The following is a 25,810-nucleotide window of genomic DNA, read 5'->3' as shown; positions in this document are numbered from 1 at the left end:
ATTTCCGCAAAAATCCGCACTACAATTAAAGTAGCATGTATCTCTCCTGCATGTCAACGAATATTTAACTTTTTCTTAACACTTTCTTTTCTTATTTTTCACCTGTTTTTTACTGTTCTTTCCCATCCTTTATCACAATGCATTGAGAAAGCATATGCCGGAGACCGCAATAAGCACTCTTTTCCCTCGGATTCCGGCTTTACAACGGCACTTTAATCTGCTAAAATTTATTGCATGGCAAAATGAAGGAGTGAACGATTCATGAGTCTGACAATTCCCATTGAAACATCTGCCAGGCATATCCATATCACACAACAGGACTTCGAAACCCTGTTCGGCCCCGGAGCAAAACCTACTTTTGCAAAAGAGTTAAGTCAGCCCGGTCAGTATGCCTGCAAAGAACGGCTGACTGTCGCCGGACCAAAAGGCCGTTTTGAAAGGGTCGTGATCCTTGGACCCTGCCGCAGTGAAACTCAGGTAGAAATTTCCGTTACGGACGCCCGGAGACTGGGCATTAAAAGTGTAATCCGCCAGTCCGGAGATCTGGAGGGAACCCCCGGCTGTACACTAATCGGACCGAAGGGAAAGATTGAACTTTCCAAAGGAGTTATCGTGGCAAAACGCCACATTCACATGACTCCTGTGGACGCCATACGTGCCCATGTAAAGGATAACGATATCGTATTTGTAATTACAACGAGTTATGAGCGTTCTCTTATCTTTTCCGATGTAGTTGTACGGGTAAGTCCTTCCTATTCTCTTGCGATGCATGTAGATACAGATGAGGCAAATGCATTTGCCAATGAGGATAATCCTACCGGTGTCATCCTGAAGCTGTTCGACGGGCACACCTACAATCTGCAGGCATGGGCGGAAGAACTCCGGGCCGGAATCCACCGATAAAAATGCACGGCGGAAATAAAAACGTATTTTTTCTAAAACGAAGCCGGACTCCCCGTTCCGGCTGTTCAAATTATACAAGGAGGAACAAAAATGAGTAAAATCGATGAAGTAAGAAGCGCAATGGTTGCTGCAATGAAGGCAGGTGACAAAGAGCGGAAAGCCGCCCTTTCTTTTCTGCTTTCATCTCTGAAAAATAAAGCCATTGACAAAAGAGCAGATCTGACTGAAGAGGAAGAAGCACAGGTGATTTTAAAAGAAATCAAACAGCTGAAGGAGACTCTCGACATGACGCCGGCTGACCGTACAGATATTATCGAAGAATGCCGGAAACGGCTGAGTGTACTGGAAGAGTACGCGCCGAAAATGATGAACGAAGAGGAAATCCGCGCTGTTGTCCTTGAAGTTCTTTCCGGTCTCGGCATCGAAAAACCGGAATCGAAGGACAAAGGCCGCATTATGAAAGAACTGATGCCCCAAATAAAGGGAAAGGCTGACGGAAAGCAGGTCAACGAAATCGTTGCTTCCATGATGCAGTAGACAGGAGCAGATATTAATTATGTTTATTTTGATCTTTGAGCAGCTTGTGAAGATGTTCTTCATTATGCTGCTCGCTATTTTGTGTTATAAAATCAAACTGGTGAATCAGGAAGGGAATAAAACCGTATCCAATCTCCTTCTTCTTGTAGTCAACCCGTTCGTTATCATTACCACATATCAGACGGATTATAAGCCGGAACTTGTGCGGGGTCTTCTTATTTCTTTCGGAGCCGCCGTACTCTGCCACATTGTGGGAATCCTTGTAACAACGCTGCTGATCCGTCCGAAAGGCAGTCCGGACGCGAACATCGAACGCTATAATGCCATGTATTCCAACTGCGGATTCATCGGCATTCCACTGATCAACAGCGTGCTGGGCAGCAACGGGGTTTTCTTTCTGTCCGCCTACATTGTTGTGTTCAACCTGTTCTCCTGGACTCACGGCGTCGTCCTTATGGAAAAAAAGTTTTCCTGGAAAAACGTACGAAAAGGGCTGATGTCTCCTATGGTTATAGCGACCATAATCGCGGTTCTGCTCTTTTTCTCCCGGATTCGTTTTCCGGAAGTGGTGCTCGACTCCATGAACTATGTAGCTGATATGAACACCCCTCTGGCCATGATGGTAGCCGGTTTTTCTGTCGCGCAGACAGACATTCTGAAGATGTGTACCAAACTGCGGGTATATTTTTCCTGTTTTCTGAAACTGGTACTGATCCCGGTTATCATGATTTTCATTCTGAAAATCATTCCGCTGCCTCAGGATGTGGCAATGACGACACTGATTGCCTCTGCCTGCCCTGCCGCCACTACCGGCACAATGATGGCAATCCGCTACAAACAGAACTATACCTACTCTTCGGAAATGTTTGCCCTGTCCACGATACTGGCTGTGGCAACAATTCCACTGATTGTACTTCTGGCGGAAACTGTTTTATAAAATTCACAGTCAGGCGAATATTCGCAGTCCGCTTCGCTGTCTGCCCGTAACCGGACAGCATATATGCAGCCATTTAAAAAAGCGTAAGTATGAATCAAAGCCATACTTACGCTTTTTATCTTTATGCAGAGCACAGTCATTCAGAAAAATCCGCTGTCCGCGCCTGCCTGTCCGCCATGCTTACAGAATATCAATATGCTCTCCTGCCAGCGCTTTGTTCATGCTGCGCACAGCACAGAATTTTCCGCACATGGAGCAGGTATCGTCATGCTCCGGTTTACGGTCATCTCGGATTTTCTTTGCAGTTTCCGGATCTATCGCACATGCCCACTGAGCCTCCCAGTCCAGCGCTCTTCTGGCGTCAGCCATTTTGTCGTCAATGTCCCGCGCCCCGCGCACTCCTTTCGCGATATCTGCCGCATGAGCCGCAATCTTGGAAGCGATAATTCCCTGCTTTACATCTTCAAGATTCGGAAGAGCCAGGTGCTCCGCCGGTGTTACATAGCAGAGAAATGCCGCGCCGGACGCTGCCGCAATTGCTCCGCCGATAGCTGATGTAATATGGTCATATCCCGGAGCTATATCTGTTACAAGGGGTCCTAATACATAGAAAGGAGCGCCGCCGCAGATGCTCTGTTGTACTTTCATATTGGCCGCGATCTGATCCATTGGCATATGTCCCGGTCCTTCTACCATAACCTGAACATCTTTCTCCCATGCCCGTTTCGTCAGCTCTCCCAGACGCACCAGTTCTTCGATCTGGCAGACATCCGTCGCATCAGCCAGACATCCCGGACGGCATGCGTCTCCCAGAGATATCGTCACATCGTACTCCCGACAGATATCCAGGATCTCGTCATAATATTCATAGAACGGATTCTCCTCTCCTGTCATACACATCCACGCAAATACAAGGGATCCTCCGCGGGATACGATATTCATTTTGCGCTTGTGATTCCGGATCTGGTCGATTGTTTTTCTCGTAATACCGCAGTGCAGAGTAACAAAATCTACGCCGTCCTCTGCATGGAGGCGAATTACATCAATAAAATCTTTTGCAGAAAGAGTATCCAGATCTCTCTGATAATGAATAACAGAATCATACACCGGCACTGTTCCGATCATAGCCGGGCACTCGCTGGTCAGTTTGCGGCGGAACGGAATGGTATCTCCGTGAGAAGACAGATCCATAATTGCATGCGCTCCCATATTTACCGCTTCCATTACTTTCTGCATTTCCACATCGTAATCCTTGCAGTCTCTGGATACTCCCAGATTGACATTAATTTTTGTACTCAGCATAGAACCTACTCCCTGGGGATCCAGGCAGGTATGATTCTTGTTTGCGCAGATTACAACTTTGCCGGATGCCACAAGCGGCATCAGCTCTTCTATACTCATATGTTCTTTTTCAGCCACTTTTGTAAGCTCCGGCGTTATAATTCCCTTTCTTGCAGCTTCCATCTGTGTCGCGTATTCTCTCATTGTGTTTTCTCCCTTCTTATTCTGAGGACATGTCACATATGCCGGAGCTGTCCTTATCTCCTGAAGCGATTTCTTCTGCAGCTTCTATAAAAAGCACTATCCCACAAAATCCGGACTCTGTTCTGTGAAATAAAAAAGAAGGCATCCTTAAAGGAACCTTCCCGCAGATCCGGCATTCAACCGGTTTTATTATGCTGGCATATGTCCCTACGTTGGCATTATCCAAATCAGGTTTGCGGGTCTAAGCGATACAGCTTACTCTCAGCCCATTTATGTGAGCTCCCCGTTTGCAGTATTTTGCCTTCCTGTATTATACTGTATAATCATCCGTTTGTAAAGAAATCCTTTCTTCCGCGCCGTATTCCTGCGGCTGGCCGGAAGCTTTCGCTGATTTTATTTGTTCCTGTTCATAATTTATTCATTTATCATTAAAAAATCTTTCATTTTAATAACATGGTTTCTTCATTTGTGTTTCATATACTATGACCATAGAAAACATTACTGAAACAGACGCCACAAGTTATTTGGAATAAACTTTTTCATAATACATGCCGGGAACCGTAAAAGCGGTTGCCCGGCATCCTCCCTTTTTTCAGATATTTCCCTCCTGAAAACCTGCCAAAGAAAAGATCCGCCTCCTGCCAGTCCGGTAAGAGACGGATCTTTTCTTAAAGTATGAAACAAGAACGCTTCTCTGATTCAGTTAATAAATTTTTTAAACAGTTTTACATAGATGTGGGATCAATATACCACTTTCCGTCAATCTTGATTACCTGAATGTCCATAGAATCTTCAAATGTCTCATCTGTCACATCTTCCATACCGACAATCAGCGTAAGCTCCAGATCTTTAGCTTCTTCTATCGTCTCATCAATTCCCGCGGATTCAAACTGATCCTGAATTTCCTGAAGGTCACTGCCTGTAATGTCTTCCTCGTCATCTACCCTGAAATCCATCTGATAGCCGCCGACTTTAACGTCCATTCCCATAGAACTGGTGAACATTTCCTCCAGCATATCAGCTATTTCAGATCTGCTGTATCCGCTCTCTTCCTCAAGACTCTTAAGTGTCCCGTCAGAAAAAGCATTCAGCATAATCTCTCCGTCCTGCTTTTCCATACCTTCTACCAGACTGTCAATCGGGTCTGTGTAGGTAGAACCGGTTTTCCCGGCGCCGTTAGAGCCGCGGAATAACTGCAGGCCGAAAATAATACCGACAACAGCCGCTACAAGAACAACGACACCGACGATAACACCTATGATAATCGGCATTTTGCCTGAGCTCTTTTTCGGGCTCTGGCCTGTACCCTGAGGATAACCGCCGGCAGGCCCCTGCTGGTATGCATAATTACCTGCGGACTGCCCGGAATTTCCCTGAGTCTGTACCGTTTCCGACTGCTGAACCGGAGTCCCACAGTTCGGACAGAATTTTTGATTGTCATTCATCTGCGCGCCGCAATTTTTGCAAAACATACTTTTGCCCTCCTCTTTTCCTTTGATGTAAAATGTATTAGCAAAAACTGCAATAACAGTTTCCGCTTTATATACCGGTTTTGCAAACAGCCGGTTTCTGATTCCGGTTTATATATACAACTGGCTGTACATATGAGCCGAAATAATTCATATAGATTATAACTGATTCAGCTCCTTTTTTCTACTTATTTTGCTAATTATATCAATTTACCTGCAGACAGATATTCGCAGGCCGCTTCGACAATATATTTTGCTCCTGGGAGTTAATGTTTTTTCCTTCCGGATATATATCTGCGAATCTTTCGCAGGCAGATATAAATAAGAACGGCAGCGGCCGGTACAGTCAGAAAGAGCAGAAAAATTTCTTTTCCTCCGCCGTCTGTTAATGATTCACTGGCAATTGTTTCCGGCATCTGAAACACTGCCGGCATAAATCCCTTTTTCCCCTTTACCTTGAATGTAATACTTTTTTCTGTAAAATTTCCCGCCAGATCTTCTGCCCGCGCAATAACCGTATAATTTCCGCTCCAGAGAATCTCATACTGGAAAATACGACTTTCATAATCAAGCCGCTGTTTTTCCCCGTTTATGTACAGGCCGCTCAGCCGTTCTCCTTTTCCTTCTACCCACACAGTCAGCAGCACGCCTTCTTCATAGACGCTCCCCTCTCTCAGTTCTCCCCAGCATATTGCCGGTCCGGTATGGTCAATGGTAAATACCGCCTCAGCGGACGCATGATTCCCTGCCTGATCCCATGCGCGTACTTCAAGAAGATACCTGCCTTCCGTTGTAATCCTGGTACCTGTAAAATATTCTCTGCCGTTCAAGTACATTCTGTAAGAATTTTCCGTAAGGTCCTGTATCATTTCTTTTCCGTAATTCCACTGAAAAAGAGGAATATGCGAACCATTCAGCTGTTCCACGTAACGGATAACCGGATCGGTCCTGTCAATTATAAAGGATATTGTTTTCTCTGTACGCCGTCCGGATGCATCTATTCCGGTTACTGTACATACATATTTCCCATCTTCTGAAAATTCCACTTCAATTCTTTTTTCCCGCACTGTTCCTCTCCAGTCTTCCGGAACCGTCTCCACGACAATCTCCGTTGTCCCGTCAATCCGCGCCCGGAAAACCTTAAGGCTGCATTCTTTCAGTATATTTTCGTCTTTCAGCGTAAACACAGCTTTCCGGCATTCTCCCGCGATCATCCCGCTGCGTACTCCGGAGATCTCTGCCTCCGGCGGATGGAAATCGAGATAAAGCCTTTCTGTCAGTACCGCTGTATTGCCTGCCCTGTCTGAAACATGAACAGTAACCGGCACAGGGGAGCCGCCCGAAGAAGACTGTGCCACTTTAAAACGCAGTGTTTCCGACAGGACCTGTTCCCCTTCATATTCCCAGGTTCTTTTTGCCACAATCTGGCGTCCCGTATAGCAGGTTACCGAACGAAGACCTGATGAAAAGCCATACGCATCTTCTCCGTCTTTCACACATACTTCCACCTCCGTGCTGTTCTGCCGCCATACAGCCGTTCCTCCTGCGATCTGTATTTCCACTGTGGGCGCATCATCCTCACAGAGTATCGGACCGGCTGTATAAGTCTCACTCTTCCTTCCTGAACAATCCTTCGCATAAGCCGATATCTTCCCCCGGTATCCCGGCGGAACAGTAATTGTTCCCCGTTCTCCCGGAATCAGCTGTTCCCTGTTTCCATCCAGACAGACATAGATTGCGTCAACTCCCGAAGCCCGGTCAGTGCACTTTACATCTATTTCCACCTCTGAAGGAAAAAAGGAACGATTTCCATCAGGATAGGAAGGAATCTTTATTTCCACCTCTCCCGGCGGTTCCAGATCCACCATTATTTCTTTTCTGAGGCAGAAAACTTCCTCTTCGTCCTCCGACGATATCATCCATACTTCAAGAATATTTTTTCCTTCTTCAAAAATATCTCCTGAAATAACATGCACAGCTGATAATTCCGTCTGTCCGTCTTCTTCCTTCAATAACTCTCCCTTTTGTTCCCCTTCTTTCTCCGCTTTTTCCTGTAAATCTTCCTGTCTTTCTGCTGGCAGATCTCCTTCCTCTGTTTTACCGGATGGCAGCGATACGCGGAACTTTGTAACTGCTTCCGGCGCTTTATGTATAATCGTAATATCCGGCCCGGACAGATACCACCCCTTTTCCCCATCCGGTTCTGTACAGTGAATCTCCGGGAATTCTGTCCGGCTTCCGCCTGGCTGATTTTCCTCTTCTTCCTCTGCAAAAATCATTAAAACCCGGAGGAAGATAAAAAGAACGAAAAACACAGGCCGCATTATTTTTCGCATTTTCTTACAATTATTCTGTCCGTCCATCTTTTTCCTCCTCTCCGGCCTCACTTTCCCCTGCCGGCTGCTCGAAAGCGTTCTCTTCCGATCCGGTTCTTTGCCTGCCGGGCTCTCCCTCCAGCTCCTGCCTGTATTTTTCCGTCAGATCAAGAATGCTCTCTGAATTTTCTGCCTTTTGCAGAGCTTTTTCACCTGTAAGTACTGCCCGGGCATATTGCCCCTGTCCGGCCTCCAGTTTCATCTTCTTTTCTGCGGCCTCTTCAATCCGGCCGGTTCCCTCTTCAATCTCCAGAAGCCGGCCATATGCAAGGATCGCTTCCTCTGTCATTTCCTGTCTTTCATAGGCTGCAGCCAGTGACCGGACCACCTCCAGTTCCAGTTCTTTTCCGAGCAGAAGAGTCTGTTCATTTCCCTCAACTGTATTCTGCAGAAGATAAGTTTTCAAAATCCGGCCTGCCGCGGTAATGTATTCCTCATCTGTCATTTCTCCGTCTGTAATCGGATCTTCCTCATGTTCGGGAAATACCGCTGTATGACTTTCTGTTTCTGCGCCCCCGGTTCCTTCCCCCTCTGCTCCCGCCGCATGCCCCTCTTCTGAATGAAATTCACCTGCCGTTCTGCTTCCGGCATCTCCTTTGCTTCCCGACAGAATCACGGCCGGAACCGCCAGAACGCCAAGACATCCTGCGGCCATAACCGCAGCTTTTTTCCATCCGGACATACCGGAAAATGGCTGCCGCTTTGCCGGCGACGGAATATCCCCTGTCACCTGCCGGATATCTCCATATCCTTTTTTCTGTAATTCTGTACACCTCTCAATAACCCTGGCCATCTTCTTTTCCTCTCTTCTGGTCAGGCAGGGAACTGCCTCTGTATAAGCAAGAACAAACTGTATTGTTCTGCCATAACCAAACAGATCCATATCTCCTTCTGCTTCCTTTTCTGTTCTGCCTCCCCTTTTTACAAAGTGTTTTCTTACGGCCTTATTCTGCATTTTCTTTATTACCGGTTCATTTTCCGGAGCTTCCAGGTTCAGCAGATATACTTTCCCGTCTTCCGATACAACAATGCTGTATGGATTTAAATACCGGTATCTCTGGCCTTTCCTGCATCTGTGGAACTGATCCAGACTGATACTGATCTGCCGGAACCAGTCGAACAAAATCTCTTTTTTCTGCCGCGGATTGTCACGCAGGCAGAAAATCAGCAGTTCTCCCCTTTCGCAGTCCATACTCTGCCGGCATTGGGTTCCATGTTCAATAAACTTAAGGACTTCATACATTTCTTCCATATTCTGTTTTCTTCAGCCGCATAATGCCTGTACAGTCCGCGCAGGCCATATATCACAGCTCCATTATCCCGATTCATGTGAAAAGTCATCAGAAACTGATGTTGAAAAAAGATTAATCCGAACGATTAAAGTATTAGTATAATACCTGAATTTTTACCAAAAGGCAACAAAAATTCTTTCGTTATTTTGACTATATATTTCATTTTTTCATTTACAAATTTGTGATTATGCACTAAACTGTTAATAGAGTCGTTTTCACAGCGGAAAATGTGATAACTTTATTATGTAAAACGGAGGTATGAAAGAATCATGAAAGGAAACGTTATTGTCGGACAGTCAGGCGGTCCCACAGCAGCAATTAATTCCAGTCTTGCAGGGGTATACCGCACAGCCAAGGACCGCGGCGCCGGAAAAGTATATGGAATGCTCCACGGTGTTCAGGGGCTTCTTCAGGAGCGCTATATTGATCTGTCAGAATATATTACCAATGAACTTGATGCTGAACTGCTTAAGAGAACGCCGGCGGCATTTTTAGGATCCTGCCGCTTCAAGCTCCCTGAAATTCACGAAGATAAAGCAGTCTATGAAAAAATTTTCGGAATTCTGGACAAACTGAATATTGAAGCATTTATTTATATCGGCGGCAATGACTCAATGGACACAATTAAAAAGTTGTCGGATTATGCTATCGTAACCGGACATCCCACCCGCTTTATCGGCTGTCCGAAAACCATTGACAACGACCTGGCCCTTACCGACCACACACCCGGCTACGGAAGTGCCGCCAAATATATCGGAACTTCTGTAAAAGAGATTATCCGCGACAGTTTTTGTCTGGAATATGAAAAGGGTCTTGTATCCATCGTGGAAATCATGGGAAGAAATGCCGGATGGCTGACAGGAGCTTCCGCGCTTGCCAAAGGAGAAGACTGCGCCGGCCCCGACTTGATCTACCTTCCCGAACTTCCTTTTGATATCGAAGCTTTCAGCACAAAAGTAAAAGAGCTTCTTTCCAGAAAATCTTCTGTTGTAGTAGCCGTATCTGAAGGAATCCGGCTGGAAGACGGACGTTATGTATGTGAACTGGGACAGAGTATTGACTTTGTAGATGCATTCGGTCACAAACAGCTCTCCGGAACAGCCAATTATCTCGCAAGTTTTATTGCCGGCGAGATCGGCTGCAAGACCCGCTCCATTGAGCTCAGTTCTCTGCAGCGCGCCGCTTCCCACTGCGCGTCCCGTGTGGATATCCTGGAAGCTTATCAGGTAGGAGGCGCCGCTGTTAAGGCTGCCGATGAAGGGGATTCCGGAAAGATGGTCGTGCTCAAACGACTGTCCGACGACCCGTATCAGAGCGGAACTGAAGTAAAGGATGTGCATAAGATTGCCAATGACGAAAAACTTGTTCCCCGCGAATGGGTAACAGAAGACGGCTCTTATGTAACAGATGATTTTGTAAGTTATGTGCGCCCGCTGATCCAGGGCGACGTATCTCCTGTCATGGTGGACGGCATACCGCGTCATCTTTACCGCCATCTGTAGGAAATAGGCCGACTGGATTTAAAGGGAGGACAGCCGGAATCCGGCATACGTCCTCCCTTTTATTTTTTTATTATCTGCAAAACTATGTTTTTTCTGATTTGCTTTATCTTCCGTTGGACGCTGACGATACAATGCGCTATACTTATGCGAAAGAGAGATTATTATTCAAGGAGGACTTGTTTATGATTATTAAAAACGGCCTGATCGCCGATCCTGCCTCACAAAAAATGTTTTCTTCCGATCTTCGGATCCGGGACGGACTCATCTGTGAAATCCGCGCCGGTCTTACTCCCTCTGAAAATGAGGAAATACTGGATGCAGAAGGACTTGTCATTGCTCCCGGTCTTATCGACACCCATGTTCATTTCCGGGATCCCGGCTTCACCTACAAAGAAGACCTGCACACCGGCTCTTTGGCGGCCGCAAAAGGAGGATTCACCTCTGTTGTATGTATGGCCAATACCTCTCCCGTAACAGACAGCGTACCCGTGTTAAATGACATTCTGTCACGGGCAGAAACAGAAAAAATCCATATCTATCAGGCTGCGGCTGTCTCACGCTCTCTGAAAGGAGAAGAGCAGACAGATATGGAAGCACTTACGCAGGCAGGAGCACGCGGCTTCACAGATGACGGTATTCCGCTTCGCAATGCCGCATTTCTGTACCGGGCAATGAAGGAAGCCCGCCGGCTGGATGTTCCTATCAGTCTCCATGAGGAGGATCCTTCTTTCATTAAAAATAACGGAATCAATCACGGCGCCGTCTCCGATCAGCTCGGCATCTACGGCTCCCCTTCTGTTGCCGAAGAATCCCTTGTTGCAAGGGACTGCCTTCTGGCCCTGCGCTCCGGAGCCCATGTCGTAATCCAGCATATCAGCTCCGGTTGCTCTGTGGAACTTGTAAGAACATTTAAAAAAATGGGCGCCAGCCTGCATGCGGAGGCAACTCCCCATCACTTCACCCTTACAGATGAGGCAGTGCTCAAATACGGAACTCTTGCAAAGATGAACCCGCCTCTGCGGACAGAAGAAGACCGCCAGGCTATTATCCGCGGTCTTGCGGACGGAACTATTGATCTGATTGCCACAGACCACGCTCCGCACAGCGCTGAAGAAAAAGCCCGGTCCATAACGGCCGCTCCAAGCGGTATTATCGGACTGGAAACTGCCCTTTCTCTTGGCATCACCGAACTGGTTCGGCCGGGGCATCTGTCTCTGCTTAAGCTGCTGGAGAAAATGACAGTAAATCCTGCCCGTCTCTATCATCTTCCGGCAGGAAAAATTGCTGAAGGAGAGGCTGCTGATCTTGTCATCTTTAATCCGGAAGAGCAGTGGACGCCGGAAGAATACGCCTCACGCTCCTCCAACTCCCCCTTCACCGGGTGGAAACTGTATGGAAAAATAAAAATGACCCTCTGCAGCGGGGAAATCATATATACAGATTCGGATTTGTCGAAATGAACTTGAATTAAGAAATACCGGAAAAAATTCAGAATTTCCTGGATAGAACGGGACGGAGATACGGGATGCGGGATCCTTGTTCCACTCCGGAATCTGAGAAAAATAAAGGATCTGAAATCTGATTAAAAGCAAGGCCCGAGATGAAAACTCACTGCGTTCGGGCAGATTCATCTCAGGCCTTAACATCAGACATCAGATCCTTTATTTTTCTGACAGACTCCTCCGAGTCACAAGGATCCCGCATCCCGTATCTCCTGTGTATTCTATCCGCAAGAAGTTCCTGAATATTTCTGCTTTTTCCCAATGCAGAAGTACCTTTCGCAATTCCTCATAAAGGGAAGAATCAGGGGAACTTTACTGGTAAATATTGCACTGTGCTGATATTCGGAAGTGATGGCTGTTCCGACTGCAGTTGCCCGGATCTAAAGCATCACTACTGCCTGGATCACCTGCCGTCTCCGCCGTTAAAGCTCCCCGCTGTTTTTGTCTTATGAGGATTGGCGAAGGGAATTTCCGGACTGAGGAACAGAAAAACGGAAGTCCGGAGAGTTTTTGGATGTGCCTTTCAGAAGAGGGGGACAGGAAATTCTGATGACTCTGAAATGAGTTTAGATAAATAGAAGACCGGGAATCAGCGTCAGGATCTGCGGCGGGCTTTGTCCGAGCGCATGCGAGTTAGCCCGCCGTAAATCCTGCTTTTAGCTGATTCCCGATCTTCGTGATTTATCTTAACTCATGGAACGGAATCAGAATTTCCTGTCCCCCTCTTCTGAATCCGTCTTATAAAAACTTCCTTCCCTTCCGGTTTGTGTCTGCTGTCCGGAAATTCCCTTCGACAAATCCGAAGTTACAGTCTCTCACTGTTGCTGTTCATGTATTTGTATTCTGCCACTGACCGGTCGAATGTCTTGATATGTCCGTAAAGCCACTCAATTACATTTCTGTTGACCTGCTCCACGAATGCATTGGACGGACCTTCCTCTTCTTCCAGCATATTATACAGATCTTTTACAACTTCACGAAGTTTGTCATGCTCTTTTTTGTGCGCCTCAATTCCCGGATATCCGATGGATTCCTGCAGTTTTTCTTCTTCGCCGAAGTGGAACTCTGTGTAATCTGCCAGATAGTCCAGAGTAGTTATGGCTACTCTTTTGTCATTTCCATTTTCGCAGCTGTCCAGAAGCCTGTTAATCTTTTCAATCAGCTCTTTGTGCTGTCCGTCAATCATCTCATTTCCCGTTACCAGGTTGTCATCAAATACTGCTCTCATACTTTTCTTCCTCCTATACTTCTCTGTTTTTAAACTTCATAATCATCTCATTAGTAAGACTGTCTCTTGACGGTCCCACCGGGATTTTTTCCCGCTCAAACCATTCTGCAAGCGCAAGTTCCTCCCGGTTAAGTATAATCTCATCCGTTCCGTCCAGATCACAGTAAAACCCCATCAGCAGTGTATCGCTGAAGGACCAGGGCTGACTCTTATAATACCGGATATTCTTCACTTTCAGTCCGACTTCTTCCATAACTTCCCGCTTTACAGTCTCCTCCAGCGTCTCGCCGATCTCTGCAAAACCTGCCAGAAGCGCATATTTTTTATAAGTCCGGCCGGCATATTTTGACATCAGTATCCTGCTGCCGTCCGTTACTCCTATAATAACTGCAGGGCAGATTTTCGGATAGACCATATTGCCGCATTCTTTGCAGCGGAGCATTCTTTCTTTCCCGTCCTGTTCCAGGAGATGTCCGCATCTTCCGCAGTACTTATGGTCTCTGTACCAGATGTAAAGCTGATAACCTGTAATTCCGGCAAAAGCGCTGTACTGCGGATCAGCGCGCCGGAAAATCTCTGTATTTTCCATCGTAAATTCCGACAGCGGCTCCCGGCTGAGCTCTTCAACCAGATAATAACGCTCTCCGTCTATGGAAAACAAATAGGTGCAGTCATTATAAATTTCCTCATTCAGACGTTCCAGATCCCGGAATTTCGGAAAAACAATTCTGTCTGCCGTACGCTTTAAAAGAGCCGCATGTTCCTCATAATACAAAGCATAGCTGTCTCTGTCCGGAGGAACCGGCCGGTACTGATTGTCATAACGATGGGGCTGTATATCCTGAATCATAGTCCTTTTCTCCCGCACAGGCCCGCAGGCGGATCAAAATTCAATTCACTGCCTGCGGGCCAGATTTCTTTCCCTGTCTATGATACCATATTTTTCTCTGATTTCCTATTTTTTCTTTTTCCTCCGGAAAAAAGTGCCGCTGCCGCAAGAATTACATTTCCGGCAAAGATAAAAAAGTCCGCCAGATTGTATGTAATTGCCGACACTTTTTCATTGCCGCACTTTATGCCAATATAATCTGCAACGCCGTCCTTCGTCCACCGGTCAAAAGTATTGCTCCAGGCGCCTGCCGAAAGAAGCGCCAGGCCATTTTTCCGGAAGAAATGTCCCTTCCGGAACAGCCCTGCCGCCTGAACTGCTGTAACCGCCAGCGCCGCGAAAGCAGAAAGCTTTTTCACCACTTCCGGCCTGTCCTGCAGAAGATTCAGACACATCCCCTTATTCTTAACTCTGCGCAGAACAATCCGGTCTGTAAGATGCTTTTCTTCTCCCGGATTCAGATTCTGCTCTGTATACAATTTCAGACTCTGATCCAATGCGATCAGGACTATACTTTCACCGATAAACCATATCTTCTTCATACTTTTCCGTCCTGCAAAAGGTTGTTAATCTTTTAATTTGTCTGCTGCTTTCTCTGCGGCCTTTTCTGCTTTTTCCGCTGCCTTTCCCGCAATATCATCTACTTTATCCGCAGCCTTTTCTGCCATCTCTGATGTCTTCTTCGCAGCTTTTTCCGCCATCTCACCCGCTCTTTTTGCAGCTTTTCCTGCTTTTTCAGCCATATTTTGGGCCGCATCCGCAGCTTTTTCTTTCATATCATCTGATTTCACGCTGTCACCTGCAGTATTTTCTTCTTCCGCTTCCCCGTCGAACACTTCGCCTTCATATACCTCTTCCTCTGCTTTTGTACCGCAGTACGGGCAGAAAGACATGCCTTTTTCTACCATTTTTCCACATGATTTGCATTCAAACGCGCCCTTAAGCTCCGCAATCTTTTTGTTGAATTTCTTCATGCTGTCCTCGCGACCGCTTATGGACCGGCACAGCTGCTCCGCCTCTTCACCGACCTCTCCTCCTTCTTTATAACTGTCATAGATCATGCGTCCCATCTCCATAAGATCAACGGCATTTTCTCTTGCGAGGCCGCGCACCTTACTTTTCAAACGCTGAATTTCGATAGCTTCACTCGCCTTATTTGTCACAGTCTCCGCTGTCTCGCCAAGACGTTTTCCCAGATCTTCAAAAAAATCTTTCATCTTTCCTTCTCCCTTCTTTTCCTTTTTCTCAAAGGAATCTATCCGACAGAAACTCCGGGTTTCATACACCTTATTATACCCCATTATGCGTCAACTTCAACAAAATCGGATTTTTTTCATACTTTTTTAAGCATCTTAATTATGCTGTTTCATTTTCAGCTGTCATAGCTGACCATATCTGTACCGGCAGAAATTCACGGCATAATCTGCCCGCAGAATTCATATATTTGAGAAAAAACAAAGAGGTAAATATGACGGATTCCGAAACATGCCGACAGCATATTCTCTCCGAAGATTACCGTGATTTTATCGGAAATCATGTGCGTACTCCTTTCTTTGAAAGTATTATGCGGGAAGGGCAGTGTGAACAGGACGCCGGTTTTGACTATAAATGTTTCTATCTGCCCGCGGAGCTTGCAGGTCCTGTTACTCTCTCCCGGTTTTCCTATAATTCCATTCCCAAATGCTTTACTCCTACCAGCATGGAGACACTGAATCAGACCGGCATTCTGCCGGTTCAGAATTACCCCACTTTTCAGCTGAAGGGGGAGGGAGTCCTGATCGGCTTTCTGGACAGCGGCATTGACTATACAAACCAGGTGTTCCGGAATATCGACGGTTCCACACGAATCGCCGCCATCTGGGACCAGACTGTGCAGAGCGGATCACCGCCGGAAGGCTTCGCATATGGGACGGAATTTACCGAAAAACAGATCAACGAGGCGCTGAACGAAGAAAATCCTCTGGCGGTGGTTCCCTCCTCGGACGATACCGGACACGGAACGTACACCGCCAGCCTGGCGGCCGGCTCCGGAAATCCTCAGGAACAGTTTCTGGGCGCGGCACCCGAAGCATCCATCGCAGTCGTCAAGCTGAAACAGGCAAAGCAGTATCTGAGAGATTACTATTTCATTCCTTCCGATGCAGTCTGTTACCAGGAAACGGATCTGATGCTGGGGCTGAAATATTTGAACGATCTGGCAGATTCCCTCAGCCTGCCACTGGTTGTCTGCATTACCGTCGGGTCAAATATGGGCGGTCATATAGGTACCCTGCCCTTCTCTTACCTGATCGAGGGTTACAGTACGAAAGCAAATCATATTACTGTAATCGGCACAGGCAATGAGGCAGATAAAAGGCATCACTATTTCAACACTATAGCCGACATGGCTGACAGGAAAAGCGTAGAAATCCGGGTAGATGAAAATGTTTCCGGCTTTTCTCTGGAACTTTGGACCGATATTCCCAATATTCTGTCTATCTCTATCCTGTCCCCTTCCGGAGAAAACACATCCCGCATTCCGTTCCGGGCAGGCGCCAGTGCAGAGGTCAGTTTTCTGTTTGAGCGGACAAAAGTTTCCATAGATTACCGACTTCTTGTAGAAAAGTCAACTTCTGAACTGGTATTTTTCCGCTTTGACACACCTGCTCCCGGTATATGGAAAATCATAATTGAACCTCTGGCTCTGGCAGACGGCCAGTTTCATATGTGGCTTCCCGTAACAGAGTTTTTAAGCGGAGAAGTATATTTTCTGGAACCGGATCCATACTATACTCTGACCAATCCCGCCGCTGCAGACAGCCCGATTGTTGTCTCCTACTATAACGGAAATACCGATGCCCTTTCCCAGTCATCCGGACGGGGCTATACCCGTTCCCGGCGGATTAAACCGGATATTGCCGCGCCGGGTGTAGACGTACCGGGGGCTCTGCCCGGGGGAAGATTTACCGTCCGGACCGGTGCCAGCGCCGCAGCCGCTGTTACCGCCGGCGCCATTGCCCTTATGCTGGAATGGCTTCTGAATTATGAAAATGTTCCCGGCATAGACTCCTATCAGATCAAAAGTCTGCTGATCCTGGGAGCCGTGAGGCCGAAAACCATGGAGTATCCCAACCGGGAGTGGGGCTACGGTCAGCTCAATCTGTACAACACTTTTGAAACAATACGGCAATTATAAAGGGATGCTGCCTTCGCAGCATCCCTCTCTGAACCGTCTCCGATCCGCTTTTCATTTCATCCTTTTTATCCGAGCCGCGGAACCGCCTGGCCTCTCAGCCGGATCACAGGGCCTCCGGTTCCTTCTATATATGCCCGTGTAATGGTCACTTCGCCTATGCTGTCATCTTTTGGTATCTCATACATGATGTCCAGCATAAACTCTTCAATAATTGCACGAAGAGCACGGGCTCCGGTGTCCTTCTCCATTGCCTTTTCCGCTATCGCTTCCAGCGCGTCATCATCAAAGTCCAGCCGCACCTCATCCAGAGCCAGAAGCTTCTGATATTGTTTGAGTATAGCATTTTTCGGCTCTTTCAGAATCTTGACAAGCATATCCTTGTCCAGTCCTTTCAGCGTAAATATAATAGGCAGACGTCCCAGGAACTCCGGAATCATGCCGAATTTTCTTAAATCTTCTACAGTCACCTTTGACAGCAGATCTTTATCATGGTCCAGTTTATCTTTCAGCTCCGCATTAAATCCCATGGAAGTCTTCTTCTGCAGCCGTTCTCTGATAATGTCTTCCAGATCCGGGAAAGCGCCGCCGCAGATAAAGAGAATGTTCTTTGTATTCACCGTCGTAAGAGGCACCATGGCGTTTTTGCTGTTTGCGCCTACCGGCACTTCCACTTCGCTGCCTTCCAGCAGTTTCAGCATTCCCTGCTGAACAGACTCTCCGCTGACGTCGCGCTGGTTTGTATTATGCTTCTTCGCAATCTTGTCAATTTCATCAATAAAAATAATACCCTGTTCCGCCCGTTCCACATCGTTATCCGCAGCTGCCAGAAGCTTTGAAACGACACTTTCTATATCGTCTCCTATGTAGCCGGCTTCCGTAAGAGAAGTGGCATCCGTAATGGCCAGGGGAACATCCAGCAGTCTGGCCAGAGTTTTTACAAGATACGTTTTTCCGCATCCGGTAGGCCCGATCATAAGCATATTGGATTTTTCAATCTCGATATCATCCATTGTGTCTGTAGCCACGCGTTTATAATGATTGTAAACCGCAACGGACATAGCTTTTTTTGCATATTCCTGTCCCACTACATATTCATCCAGCCGCGCCTTGATCTTATGGGGTGCCGGAATATTCTTTATGTCAAGCTGATGAAACTCTTTCGGCTTTTCCTTTTTCTTCTTGATCTTCTGCTGTTTCGTCTGCATATTTTCCAGATCGGACATATTGACAAACTGTACGCCGGGCATGTTCATCAGCCGGTTCAGATCCACTGCTCCGCTTGTCATAGCGTCAAAACTTCTCTGCATACAGTCCGGACACACTGTAATATTATTCGGCAGATCAATCATCTTGCCTGTAACGCTCTCCGGCCGGTGACAGATAAAACAGATTTTCTCATATTCGCTGCTATTGTCATCCTTTTTCCCGTGTTCTGAAGCAGTAAGCTCATGGCTCTTTTCTTTCTCTGTTCCGCCGTCCCTCTGCTCCTTTTTTTCTTCTTCGTCTAATATAGTGAAATCGTTATCTGACATAAATAATCCCTTCTTTAACCGTAAATTGCATGCTGCAGCACAATCTGCAGACCTGTCCATATTATAGTATACTTGTTCGGATTATACAAATGAACTTTTTCTAAAACAGTTTTCACCGGGTTTTGTTCGGAATAAATCCGCACATTCCCTGATTTTCTTACTATTTTTCCATTAATTCAAGAAATTCATCTTCCGATATAATCGGAATTCCAAGTTCTTTTGCTTTCCGGTTTTTTGAGGAAGCAGAAGCCGCGTCATTATTGATCAGATAGTTTGTCTTTGAAGTGACGCTTCCTGTCACCTTTCCGCCTCTCTTTTCGATCTCCTCCTTCACTTCACTCCGGTTGGCAAAGTGATTCACGCTTCCCGTAATCACAAAATTCATGCCGCTGAAAATCTGCTCAGCCGTTCTGCTCTCTTCCTTCGGTATGCGCACTTCGTCCAGCAGCTTCAGGAATACATTCCGGTGCCCTTCGTCTGCAAAATACTCCACAAATGTCCCTGCGATTACTCCGCCTACACCGGATATCTCACTAAGTTTTTCCACTGTTGCATTCAGAATTCTCTGCGGATCCTGATTAAGGGCACGGCAGATCAACTTTGCGTTGGCTGCCCCCACATTCGGGATGCCAAGCGCATAAATCAGCCGGGGCATTGTAGTATTTCTGGCATTTTCTATACTATTCTGCAGATTGATATAGGATTTTTCACCGAAACCTTCCATATTTTTAATCTGCTCTTCGTATCTGTCCAGATGAAAAATATCCGTAAAGTCTTTTATATAGCCATGAAGAATAAATTTTTCCAGTGTCGCTTCTGAAAGCCCTTCAATATTCATGGCGTCCCGGCTGACAAACAGGGTAAATGACTTTACGTGTTTTGCCTGGCACTGCGGATTTGTACAGTACAGCGTCTTCGTGTCATTCTCCATATGGATTTGGGTTTTTCCGCCGCATACGGGACAGACTTCCGGAATATCCTTCACACCGCTCCGCGTCAGATTCCGGGCAATCTGGGGAATAATCATATTTGCCTTATATACCTCAATCCGGTCTCCCACGCCCAGTTCCAGTTCCTCCATAATGCTGATATTGTGGACGCTTGCCCTGCTCACCGTTGTGCCTTCCAGCTCAACCGGATCAAAAATGGCAACCGGGTTGATCAGCCCTGTCCGTGAAGGGCTCCATTCAATCTCAAGAAGCGTAGTTTCTCTGACCTCATCCGCCCATTTAAAAGCGAAGGAATCCCGGGGAAATTTTGCCGTTGTCCCCAGAGACTCTCCATACGCAATGTCGTCATAGACAAGTACAAGGCCGTCAGAAGGAATCTCGTTTTCCTCAATATGCCGCGCAAACCACTGTACTTCTTCCTCGATGGTTCCGGCGGTAACCGTATGATGTTCCACTACGTCAAACCCCTGCTCTGAAAGCCATTTCATCTGATACAGACGGGAATTATGAAAGTCCGGACCCTCCGCTCTTACAAGCGTAAAAGCATAAAACTTCACATTCCGCTTTGCCGTAATCTGGTTGTTCAGCTGGCGCACGGAACCGCTGCACAGATTGCGCGGGTTTTTATATCTGGCATCCACATCTTCGATTTCTTCGTTAATTTTTTCAAAATCACAATAGGATATGACTGCCTCTCCCCTTATAACCAGCTCACCCCGATACGGGATCCGGCAGGGAAGATTCTGAAATACTTTTGCATTATTTGTGATAACTTCTCCTACTTCTCCGTTTCCTCTTGTAACTGCTTTCTGCAGTTCTCCTTCCCGATAGGTAAGCACAATGGTCAGACCGTCCAGTTTCCAGGAAATCATGGCTTTCTGACCTCCCAGAAATTCTTTCAGACGCTCTACGTCCTTTGTCTTGTCCAGGGACAGCATAGGCCGCTCATGCCGTTCTTTGGGCAGCTCGCTTAACACTTCATACCCCACATTGACGGTAGGACTGGATGCGAGGGTTGTTCCCAGCTCTTTCTCCAGACTCTGCAGTTCATCGTAAAGTCTGTCATATTCGTAATTGCTGATAATTTCTGTATCTTCCTGTTCATATGCGCGTCTTGCCCGGTTCAGAAACTCCACCAGCTCCCGCATACGTTTTCTTTTTTCTTCCATAATTTCCTCCTGTCTGATGCTCTGCCCGTTTTTACGCAGACTCTTCTTCTCCGGCAGAGCTCCGGCCCGGCAGCTCTCACAGCTATTTTCCAGATGCTGTTCCCGGAGAATTCTTGATCATATCGTACAGTTCTTCCAGTTCCTGATCTGTCAGCTTTCGGTACTCTCCCTCTTTCAGTCCGCCCAGATGAATATTCATCACCCGCACCCGTACAAGGTCCTTTACTTCATACCCCAGCGCCTGACACATCCGGCGGATCTGCCGGTTCAGCCCCTGGGTAAGTATAATGGAAAAGGTATATTTCCCGATCTGTTTTACCGCGCAGGGCCGTGTCACCGTATCCAGTATAGGCACGCCTGCAGCCATATGTTTTAAGAACTCCGGCGTAATCTCATGGTCTACAGTTACTTTGTATTCTTTCTCATGCCGGTTGGCAGCACGCATCATCCGGTTAATAATATCCCCGTTATTTGTCATAAGCAGAAGACCGCGGGAGTCCTTATCAAGCCGGCCCACATAAGTCACACGAACCGGATAATTCAGGAAACGTACAATACTGTTTCTCTCCCGTTTTTCCTCTGTGCACACAATCCCCTTCGGTTTATTCACTGCCAGAACGATCATATCGTCCTGTTTCGAGACCGTTTTTCTGCCTACCTTTACTATCTGTCCGGGTATAATACGCATTCCTGTAACAGCGGGCCGGCCGTCTACAGTTACCTTTCCGCTTTCAATGAGGCGGTCAGCCTCTCTCCTGGAGCAGACTCCCGCCTCACTTAAATACTTATTCAGCCTTACCGGCTCTCTCTTCCGTATAAATTCTTCTTTTATTCTGTTACTCACCTGCAAACACTCCACTGATATTTTTGTCTGTAAAAAATGTATTTCCGCTGTACAGTACAAGCACATCTGTAATGCGGTATGTATCCATAATTTCGTCCAGCGTCTCTGTACAGTAACAGGGGTCTACAACAACAATTTCCCGATAGAAGGGAGTCAGAAACTGGATAAAACAGTCTGCAAAAGAATCTTTCACAACAAGAATCCTGTCGCTGCTGGTAGATACTGTCTTGATATCTATGACAGAGCTGTCGCCGCCCAGGAACACATTGTACTGATCTTTTGTCTCAAGCATGGAAGAATCATAAATGGAGGTTGCTTTTCTTGCTTCATCCACATAAGTTACCGTCAGATCGTTGTCTCCCGTTGTAGGAACATAGATATCAATCTGTTCTGTCTCATCCAGAAAAACGCCGCTCCTGGAAGAGAGATCTCCGTTGAAGTCATCTGATACGGTATAAGAGACGAAATTGTCTGATACATCCTCTTCAATTCCAAGCGATGCCGCCGCTTCCTGAAAAACATAAAACGCTCCCAGCGACGTCCAGTGGGGATCTGTTTTATAATATATGTTTTCCGATCTGTGCCGGTTCAATACCGACACGGCATCAATCCAGTTTACAGAATCATCCAGCTCGTTTTTCACCATACTGATCAGCTGACTCTGATCCTCCACTCCCCCGAAAAGAGGGAGACTTTCACTTAACACACAGGCTGCATCCGGAGCCAGTATCATTGAAACCGGAATATCCGGATATCTTTCTGAAAAACTTTTTATGGCTGTAAGGTTTTCGGACATCTGTCCCTGATCCGGAACCTGAATTTCTTCAAAAAGCCTTCCGTTTTTTCCGATATAAACGCCATTTTCCATATGGCTGCCTCCCAGCCGGCTTAAAGACACCTTGACGCTGCGCAGCATATCGCGGCCCACGAACTGGTCGCTTGCATAATTTTCATACCGCTCCGCAAAATCTCTTCTCACTGCATTGCTCAATGTAATCTGCGGCTTTTCCGCTAGCGCCCGGTTCTCCGTCTCCGACACCGCCCTGTCAGGGACAAGAAGATTGATAATCATAACCAGCAGCAGCACTGCCGGGAACAGGAATCCCAGCAGGCCGTCCGCCGGCCCCTTTAGTTTTTTTCTGTTTTTCATCGTTTCACCTAAAACCTAAAATATAAAAACGGATTGTATGTATCTGTTACAAGAAATGCCACCGAAATAAAAAACATTATCATATAAACGGCTGTCTCTGTCACAGCACGGACTTTCCTGTTTGAGGAAATGCCTGTTATTCCCCGAAACAGCCGGATTCCCACTGTACCGGAACAAAGAACCGCAAGGAGATACAGAAGCCAGTGGGTAATCAGCAGAAATCCCCCCTGAGCATCCGCCAGACCTGCGCCCGCCCCGATCATGGCCATCAGATACCTCACCGAGTATCCCAGGCTGGGGCTGAAGAAAAATACCCATCCCACAAGTACAAGAATGCCGGTGTATATGCGCGCCACAACTTTCGGAACTTCGTCCAGAAAAACGCCCCATACGTACTTTTCCATAACAAGTATGATTCCATAGTATACGCCCCAGACAATAAAATTCCAGGCTGCTCCGTGCCACATGCCGGTCAGGGTCCATACAATCATTATATTAAGGACATTTCTGGCCGGAGAACACTGATTTCCTCCAAGCGGAATATAAACGTATTCCCGAAACCAGTTTGTTAAAGAAATGTGCCATCTTCTCCAGAAGTCGGCAATACTGGTTGCCGTGTATGGATAATCAAAATTTTTCCGGAATTCAAATCCGAACATTTTGCCAAGCCCGACGGCCATATCGGAATACCCGCTGAAATCAAAGTAAATCTGAAATGCAAAGGAAATACACCCGATCCATGCGGTCAGCGCAGACATACTGGAGGCCGGCCCTGCGGAAATCTGCTCGAATATAGCCCCCGCCGTATTGGCCAGTATCGCCTTTTTTGCCAGTCCTATAATAAAATACCTGCTCCCCTGTCCGATTCTGCCGACAGAAAACCTCCTCTCTGTCAGCTGCTGTTCAAAGTCCGCATAACGTACAACAGGGCCTGCGATAAGCTTGGGAAACATACAGATATAAAGAGCAAAACTGAGAATATTGTTCTGAGCCTTTACTTTCTTTCTGTAAATATCTACTACATAAGACAGGGCCTGAAATGTGTAAAAAGATATTCCGATGGGCAGCGGCAGCACCCGGTACGGAATGTCCGCAGAAAACAGTTCTGACAGCATATCCAGAAGGAACCCGTAATACTTAAAAAAACCAAGAATCAAAATATTGGCCACAACGGCAAAGATTACGCTTCGCTTTGCCCTGCGCGGATCATCTTCTCCTGCCTGAATCTCCCTTCCGCAGAAATAGTTCAGACAAACGGATAAAAGCAGGAGCGCCACATATACCGGATCTCCCCAGGCATAAAATACCAGGCTTGCAATAAGCAGAACAATATTTTTCCCCTTCGCAGGGATAATGTAATATAGTACCAGTACAACCGGCAAAAAGAAAAATAAAAAAGTAACACTGCTGAATAGCATATCTGTTTCCTCCCCGCTGTGCTTTGTCTGCCGGTCTCTGCGCGTTCCGGCTGCAGACCGTCTTCAGAGTTCTTCCGGTTCTCTGTCACAGACTGCCTGCGAACGCCTCCATATACCGGTCTGCATTCTCCGAGACAGCAAAAAAGATATAGCTCCCCCTCACACTCTGTCTGACACTTTCCAGAAGCCGCGCCTGCTCCGGCGCATATCCCTCAAATATCTGCTGACGGCTTTCCACATGTTCCTCAAGAGCGTCCGTCACCTGACTGATCTGGCTGCTGTCCGCGACCTGAATAAGCAGCACCTCTTCGGCAGAAATACCGGATGCAGATGCATAATAAAGCACCCCGGAATATTCCGAACTGTTCAGTCCGAAATTCCGCTTAAGAGCCTGACTGTCCTGTCCGGAAAGATTATTCGTATCAACCGCGCTGCTCACGGCCGCGCTCACCTCATCAAATGATTTTCTGCTCACGCCGGCAAACAGCAGCAGCAGAGCAATATATCCCGCAGTCAGCATTAATACAACATATTTTGCTACTGTGAACACATACTGTCCGACGTGTTTCATAGCGCAGCCACCTCCGCCATATTTTCCGCCCATACAGAAAAGAAGGACTCCTTAAAGTGGATCCCGTCATCCTCATAATATTGATCTTCTACAATGGCGGTATTATCAATAAATCCGACTCTCCGACTGTCGCAAAGCTGTTCGAGTGCGGCATTGTACTCCGGTACCTGCTCAAAAGCAGGTTCTTCTTCGTAAACTTTCTCCTGTGCAGGAAAAACGGAATTCACAAAGATATGTGCATTGGGGATCTCGTTCTGAAGGGTTTCCAGGAAACCGCCGTATTTTTCTATAAACTGATCAATATCTCCGTCCGCGGCAGCAATATCATTCGTCCCCAACGCCAGGAAAACAATCCGGGGATGCAATTCTTTTGTCCGTTCCACCAGACCGTCATACCGATCCAGTCCGGCTCCCGTATCTGCCACAACGCTGGAAGCATTCAGAATATTATACTCTGAAAAGCCAGAAGCAACAGAATCCCCCAGTACAACTGCCTGCGAAAACCTTTCTTTCAGACTTCGGTCCTGTCCCGATGTACCGTCCTGTTCTTCCAGCCGGCTGATTTTTTCTTCTATTGCTGCAATATCTTCCGATTCCGCATTCTCTATATACGCAATTCCCTCTGATGTATCTGCATGTCCTGCCGTGAGCCGGCCAATGCCGCGGATCAGCAGTATAATCAGCAGAAGCACTGCTGCTATACAAATTCCTATGAGAATATTTCTCTGTGTCCTTCGCTTCATTTTCTTCATAATCTATCAGTTTTACGATCCTTATAAATATCAGGCGCCGCGCAGACTTCCTCTGCGGACAGCAGCTGTTTTCTTCTGTACTGCAATATCTTTTTTCATTATACACGAAATCAGCTTTTCTGAAAAGAAA

General features: G+C 46.9%; 21 protein-coding genes and 1 riboswitch. Of the genes, 6 read left to right on the top strand and 15 right to left on the bottom strand.

Annotated elements, in window-relative coordinates; genetic code table 11:
* Positions 1 to 261 precede the first annotated feature (261 nt).
* The 3 genes from pduL to AC0QUU_RS05940 all read left to right on the top strand — a co-directional run bounded on the left by pduL (position 262) and on the right by AC0QUU_RS05940 (position 2,377).
* Positions 262 to 903 carry a phosphate propanoyltransferase gene (gene pduL, locus AC0QUU_RS05950; RefSeq protein ID WP_474545188.1) on the top strand — a complete coding sequence of 214 codons (642 nt, stop codon included), beginning with the start codon at positions 262 to 264 and terminating at the stop codon, positions 901 to 903.
* Positions 904 to 993: 90 nt separating this feature from the next.
* On the top strand, positions 994 to 1,440 hold the full coding sequence (locus AC0QUU_RS05945) for a GatB/YqeY domain-containing protein (protein WP_474545186.1): 447 nt from the start codon (positions 994 to 996) through the stop codon (positions 1,438 to 1,440).
* 19 nt (positions 1,441 to 1,459) lie between these two features.
* A complete protein-coding gene (locus AC0QUU_RS05940; RefSeq protein ID WP_474545184.1) occupies positions 1,460 to 2,377 on the top strand; it encodes an AEC family transporter in 918 nt (305 codons plus the stop codon).
* A gap of 180 nt (positions 2,378 to 2,557) precedes the next feature.
* Here the strand turns inward: AC0QUU_RS05940 and thiC are convergent, their stop codons facing one another.
* The 4 genes from thiC to AC0QUU_RS05920 form a co-directional block, all read right to left on the bottom strand.
* On the bottom strand, positions 2,558 to 3,862 hold the full coding sequence (thiC, locus tag AC0QUU_RS05935; RefSeq protein WP_474545182.1) for a phosphomethylpyrimidine synthase ThiC: 1,305 nt from the start codon (positions 3,860 to 3,862) through the stop codon (positions 2,558 to 2,560).
* Between the two features lie 185 nt (positions 3,863 to 4,047).
* Positions 4,048 to 4,158: riboswitch (TPP riboswitch) on the bottom strand.
* 429 nt (positions 4,159 to 4,587) lie between these two features.
* Positions 4,588 to 5,334 (bottom strand): zinc ribbon domain-containing protein, encoded by a 747-nt coding sequence (locus AC0QUU_RS05930; RefSeq protein WP_474545180.1) that lies wholly within the window; start codon positions 5,332 to 5,334, stop codon positions 4,588 to 4,590.
* Between the two features lie 263 nt (positions 5,335 to 5,597).
* Positions 5,598 to 7,694: a hypothetical protein gene (locus AC0QUU_RS05925; protein ID WP_474545179.1), complete on the bottom strand. Its 2,097-nt coding sequence runs from the start codon at positions 7,692 to 7,694 to the stop codon at positions 5,598 to 5,600.
* On the bottom strand, positions 7,678 to 8,958 hold the full coding sequence (locus tag AC0QUU_RS05920; RefSeq protein WP_474545177.1) for a hypothetical protein: 1,281 nt from the start codon (positions 8,956 to 8,958) through the stop codon (positions 7,678 to 7,680). Before AC0QUU_RS05920 ends, AC0QUU_RS05925 begins: the two co-directional genes overlap by 17 nt.
* A 309-nt stretch (positions 8,959 to 9,267) precedes the next feature.
* Here AC0QUU_RS05920 and AC0QUU_RS05915 point away from each other — a divergent pair, with 309 nt between their 5' ends.
* Both AC0QUU_RS05915 and AC0QUU_RS05910 read left to right on the top strand, forming a co-directional pair.
* A complete protein-coding gene (locus AC0QUU_RS05915) occupies positions 9,268 to 10,500 on the top strand; it encodes a 6-phosphofructokinase (RefSeq protein ID WP_474545176.1) in 1,233 nt (410 codons plus the stop codon).
* Between the two features lie 182 nt (positions 10,501 to 10,682).
* Positions 10,683 to 11,960: a dihydroorotase gene (locus AC0QUU_RS05910; protein ID WP_474545174.1), complete on the top strand. Its 1,278-nt coding sequence runs from the start codon at positions 10,683 to 10,685 to the stop codon at positions 11,958 to 11,960.
* 847 nt (positions 11,961 to 12,807) lie between these two features.
* Here the strand turns inward: AC0QUU_RS05910 and AC0QUU_RS05905 are convergent.
* The 4 genes from AC0QUU_RS05905 to AC0QUU_RS05890 all read right to left on the bottom strand — a co-directional run bounded on the left by AC0QUU_RS05905 (position 12,808) and on the right by AC0QUU_RS05890 (position 15,336).
* The gene (locus AC0QUU_RS05905) at positions 12,808 to 13,230 is read right to left on the bottom strand and encodes a bacteriohemerythrin (RefSeq protein WP_474545172.1); all 423 of its coding nucleotides are present in this window, start codon (positions 13,228 to 13,230) and stop codon (positions 12,808 to 12,810) included.
* 13 nt (positions 13,231 to 13,243) lie between these two features.
* Positions 13,244 to 14,080: an NAD(+) diphosphatase gene (gene nudC / locus AC0QUU_RS05900; protein WP_474545171.1), complete on the bottom strand. Its 837-nt coding sequence runs from the start codon at positions 14,078 to 14,080 to the stop codon at positions 13,244 to 13,246.
* A 77-nt stretch (positions 14,081 to 14,157) separates the two neighbouring features.
* Entirely contained in the window at positions 14,158 to 14,661 is a 504-nt protein-coding gene (locus AC0QUU_RS05895; protein ID WP_474545169.1) for a signal peptidase II, read from the bottom strand.
* A gap of 24 nt (positions 14,662 to 14,685) precedes the next feature.
* Entirely contained in the window at positions 14,686 to 15,336 is a 651-nt protein-coding gene (locus tag AC0QUU_RS05890) for a zinc ribbon domain-containing protein (RefSeq protein ID WP_474545167.1), read from the bottom strand.
* Positions 15,337 to 15,587: 251 nt separating this feature from the next.
* On the opposite strand from AC0QUU_RS05890, the gene AC0QUU_RS05885 reads away from it, so the two are divergent.
* Positions 15,588 to 17,294: a S8 family peptidase gene (locus AC0QUU_RS05885; RefSeq protein ID WP_474545165.1), complete on the top strand. Its 1,707-nt coding sequence runs from the start codon at positions 15,588 to 15,590 to the stop codon at positions 17,292 to 17,294.
* A 65-nt stretch (positions 17,295 to 17,359) separates the two neighbouring features.
* Here AC0QUU_RS05885 and clpX read toward each other — a convergent pair whose 3' ends face one another.
* The 7 genes from clpX to AC0QUU_RS05850 all read right to left on the bottom strand — a co-directional run bounded on the left by clpX (position 17,360) and on the right by AC0QUU_RS05850 (position 25,680).
* Positions 17,360 to 18,826: an ATP-dependent Clp protease ATP-binding subunit ClpX gene (gene clpX, locus AC0QUU_RS05880; RefSeq protein ID WP_474545164.1), complete on the bottom strand. Its 1,467-nt coding sequence runs from the start codon at positions 18,824 to 18,826 to the stop codon at positions 17,360 to 17,362.
* Between the two features lie 160 nt (positions 18,827 to 18,986).
* Entirely contained in the window at positions 18,987 to 20,945 is a 1,959-nt protein-coding gene (ligA, locus tag AC0QUU_RS05875) for an NAD-dependent DNA ligase LigA (protein ID WP_474545162.1), read from the bottom strand.
* 82 nt (positions 20,946 to 21,027) lie between these two features.
* Positions 21,028 to 21,789, bottom strand: a complete 762-nt coding sequence (locus AC0QUU_RS05870; protein WP_474545160.1) for a pseudouridine synthase — start codon at positions 21,787 to 21,789, stop codon at positions 21,028 to 21,030.
* Entirely contained in the window at positions 21,782 to 22,939 is a 1,158-nt protein-coding gene (locus tag AC0QUU_RS05865) for a DHHW family protein (RefSeq protein WP_474545158.1), read from the bottom strand. The genes AC0QUU_RS05870 and AC0QUU_RS05865 overlap by 8 nt, the downstream gene beginning before the upstream one ends.
* An 8-nt stretch (positions 22,940 to 22,947) precedes the next feature.
* Positions 22,948 to 24,357: an MBOAT family O-acyltransferase gene (locus tag AC0QUU_RS05860; protein ID WP_474545156.1), complete on the bottom strand. Its 1,410-nt coding sequence runs from the start codon at positions 24,355 to 24,357 to the stop codon at positions 22,948 to 22,950.
* A gap of 85 nt (positions 24,358 to 24,442) precedes the next feature.
* Positions 24,443 to 24,928 carry a DUF4358 domain-containing protein gene (locus AC0QUU_RS05855; protein WP_474545154.1) on the bottom strand — a complete coding sequence of 162 codons (486 nt, stop codon included), beginning with the start codon at positions 24,926 to 24,928 and terminating at the stop codon, positions 24,443 to 24,445.
* Positions 24,925 to 25,680, bottom strand: coding sequence for a GDSL-type esterase/lipase family protein (locus tag AC0QUU_RS05850; protein ID WP_474545152.1), 756 nt, complete (start codon positions 25,678 to 25,680; stop codon positions 24,925 to 24,927). Before AC0QUU_RS05850 ends, AC0QUU_RS05855 begins: the two co-directional genes overlap by 4 nt.
* Positions 25,681 to 25,810 lie beyond the last annotated feature (130 nt).

The organism is Mediterraneibacter sp. HA8405, assembly GCF_056148955.1.
The sequence above is the reverse complement of the archived record's forward strand: the minus strand, read 5'-3'. Positions and strand labels throughout refer to the sequence as shown.

Coding starts and splice junctions, on each gene's coding strand:
- pduL (WP_474545188.1), top strand. CDS start 262: ATGAGTCTGACAATTCCCATTGAAACATCTGCCAGGCATATCCATATC.
- AC0QUU_RS05945 (WP_474545186.1), top strand. CDS start 994: ATGAGTAAAATCGATGAAGTAAGAAGCGCAATGGTTGCTGCAATGAAG.
- AC0QUU_RS05940 (WP_474545184.1), top strand. CDS start 1,460: ATGTTTATTTTGATCTTTGAGCAGCTTGTGAAGATGTTCTTCATTATG.
- thiC (WP_474545182.1), bottom strand. CDS start 3,862: ATGAGAGAATACGCGACACAGATGGAAGCTGCAAGAAAGGGAATTATA.
- AC0QUU_RS05930 (WP_474545180.1), bottom strand. CDS start 5,334: ATGTTTTGCAAAAATTGCGGCGCGCAGATGAATGACAATCAAAAATTC.
- AC0QUU_RS05925 (WP_474545179.1), bottom strand. CDS start 7,694: ATGGACGGACAGAATAATTGTAAGAAAATGCGAAAAATAATGCGGCCT.
- AC0QUU_RS05920 (WP_474545177.1), bottom strand. CDS start 8,958: ATGGAAGAAATGTATGAAGTCCTTAAGTTTATTGAACATGGAACCCAA.
- AC0QUU_RS05915 (WP_474545176.1), top strand. CDS start 9,268: ATGAAAGGAAACGTTATTGTCGGACAGTCAGGCGGTCCCACAGCAGCA.
- AC0QUU_RS05910 (WP_474545174.1), top strand. CDS start 10,683: ATGATTATTAAAAACGGCCTGATCGCCGATCCTGCCTCACAAAAAATG.
- AC0QUU_RS05905 (WP_474545172.1), bottom strand. CDS start 13,230: ATGAGAGCAGTATTTGATGACAACCTGGTAACGGGAAATGAGATGATT.
- nudC (WP_474545171.1), bottom strand. CDS start 14,080: ATGATTCAGGATATACAGCCCCATCGTTATGACAATCAGTACCGGCCG.
- AC0QUU_RS05895 (WP_474545169.1), bottom strand. CDS start 14,661: ATGAAGAAGATATGGTTTATCGGTGAAAGTATAGTCCTGATCGCATTG.
- AC0QUU_RS05890 (WP_474545167.1), bottom strand. CDS start 15,336: ATGAAAGATTTTTTTGAAGATCTGGGAAAACGTCTTGGCGAGACAGCG.
- AC0QUU_RS05885 (WP_474545165.1), top strand. CDS start 15,588: ATGACGGATTCCGAAACATGCCGACAGCATATTCTCTCCGAAGATTAC.
- clpX (WP_474545164.1), bottom strand. CDS start 18,826: ATGTCAGATAACGATTTCACTATATTAGACGAAGAAGAAAAAAAGGAG.
- ligA (WP_474545162.1), bottom strand. CDS start 20,945: ATGGAAGAAAAAAGAAAACGTATGCGGGAGCTGGTGGAGTTTCTGAAC.
- AC0QUU_RS05865 (WP_474545158.1), bottom strand. CDS start 22,939: ATGAAAAACAGAAAAAAACTAAAGGGGCCGGCGGACGGCCTGCTGGGA.
- AC0QUU_RS05860 (WP_474545156.1), bottom strand. CDS start 24,357: ATGCTATTCAGCAGTGTTACTTTTTTATTTTTCTTTTTGCCGGTTGTA.
- AC0QUU_RS05855 (WP_474545154.1), bottom strand. CDS start 24,928: ATGAAACACGTCGGACAGTATGTGTTCACAGTAGCAAAATATGTTGTA.
- AC0QUU_RS05850 (WP_474545152.1), bottom strand. CDS start 25,680: ATGAAGAAAATGAAGCGAAGGACACAGAGAAATATTCTCATAGGAATT.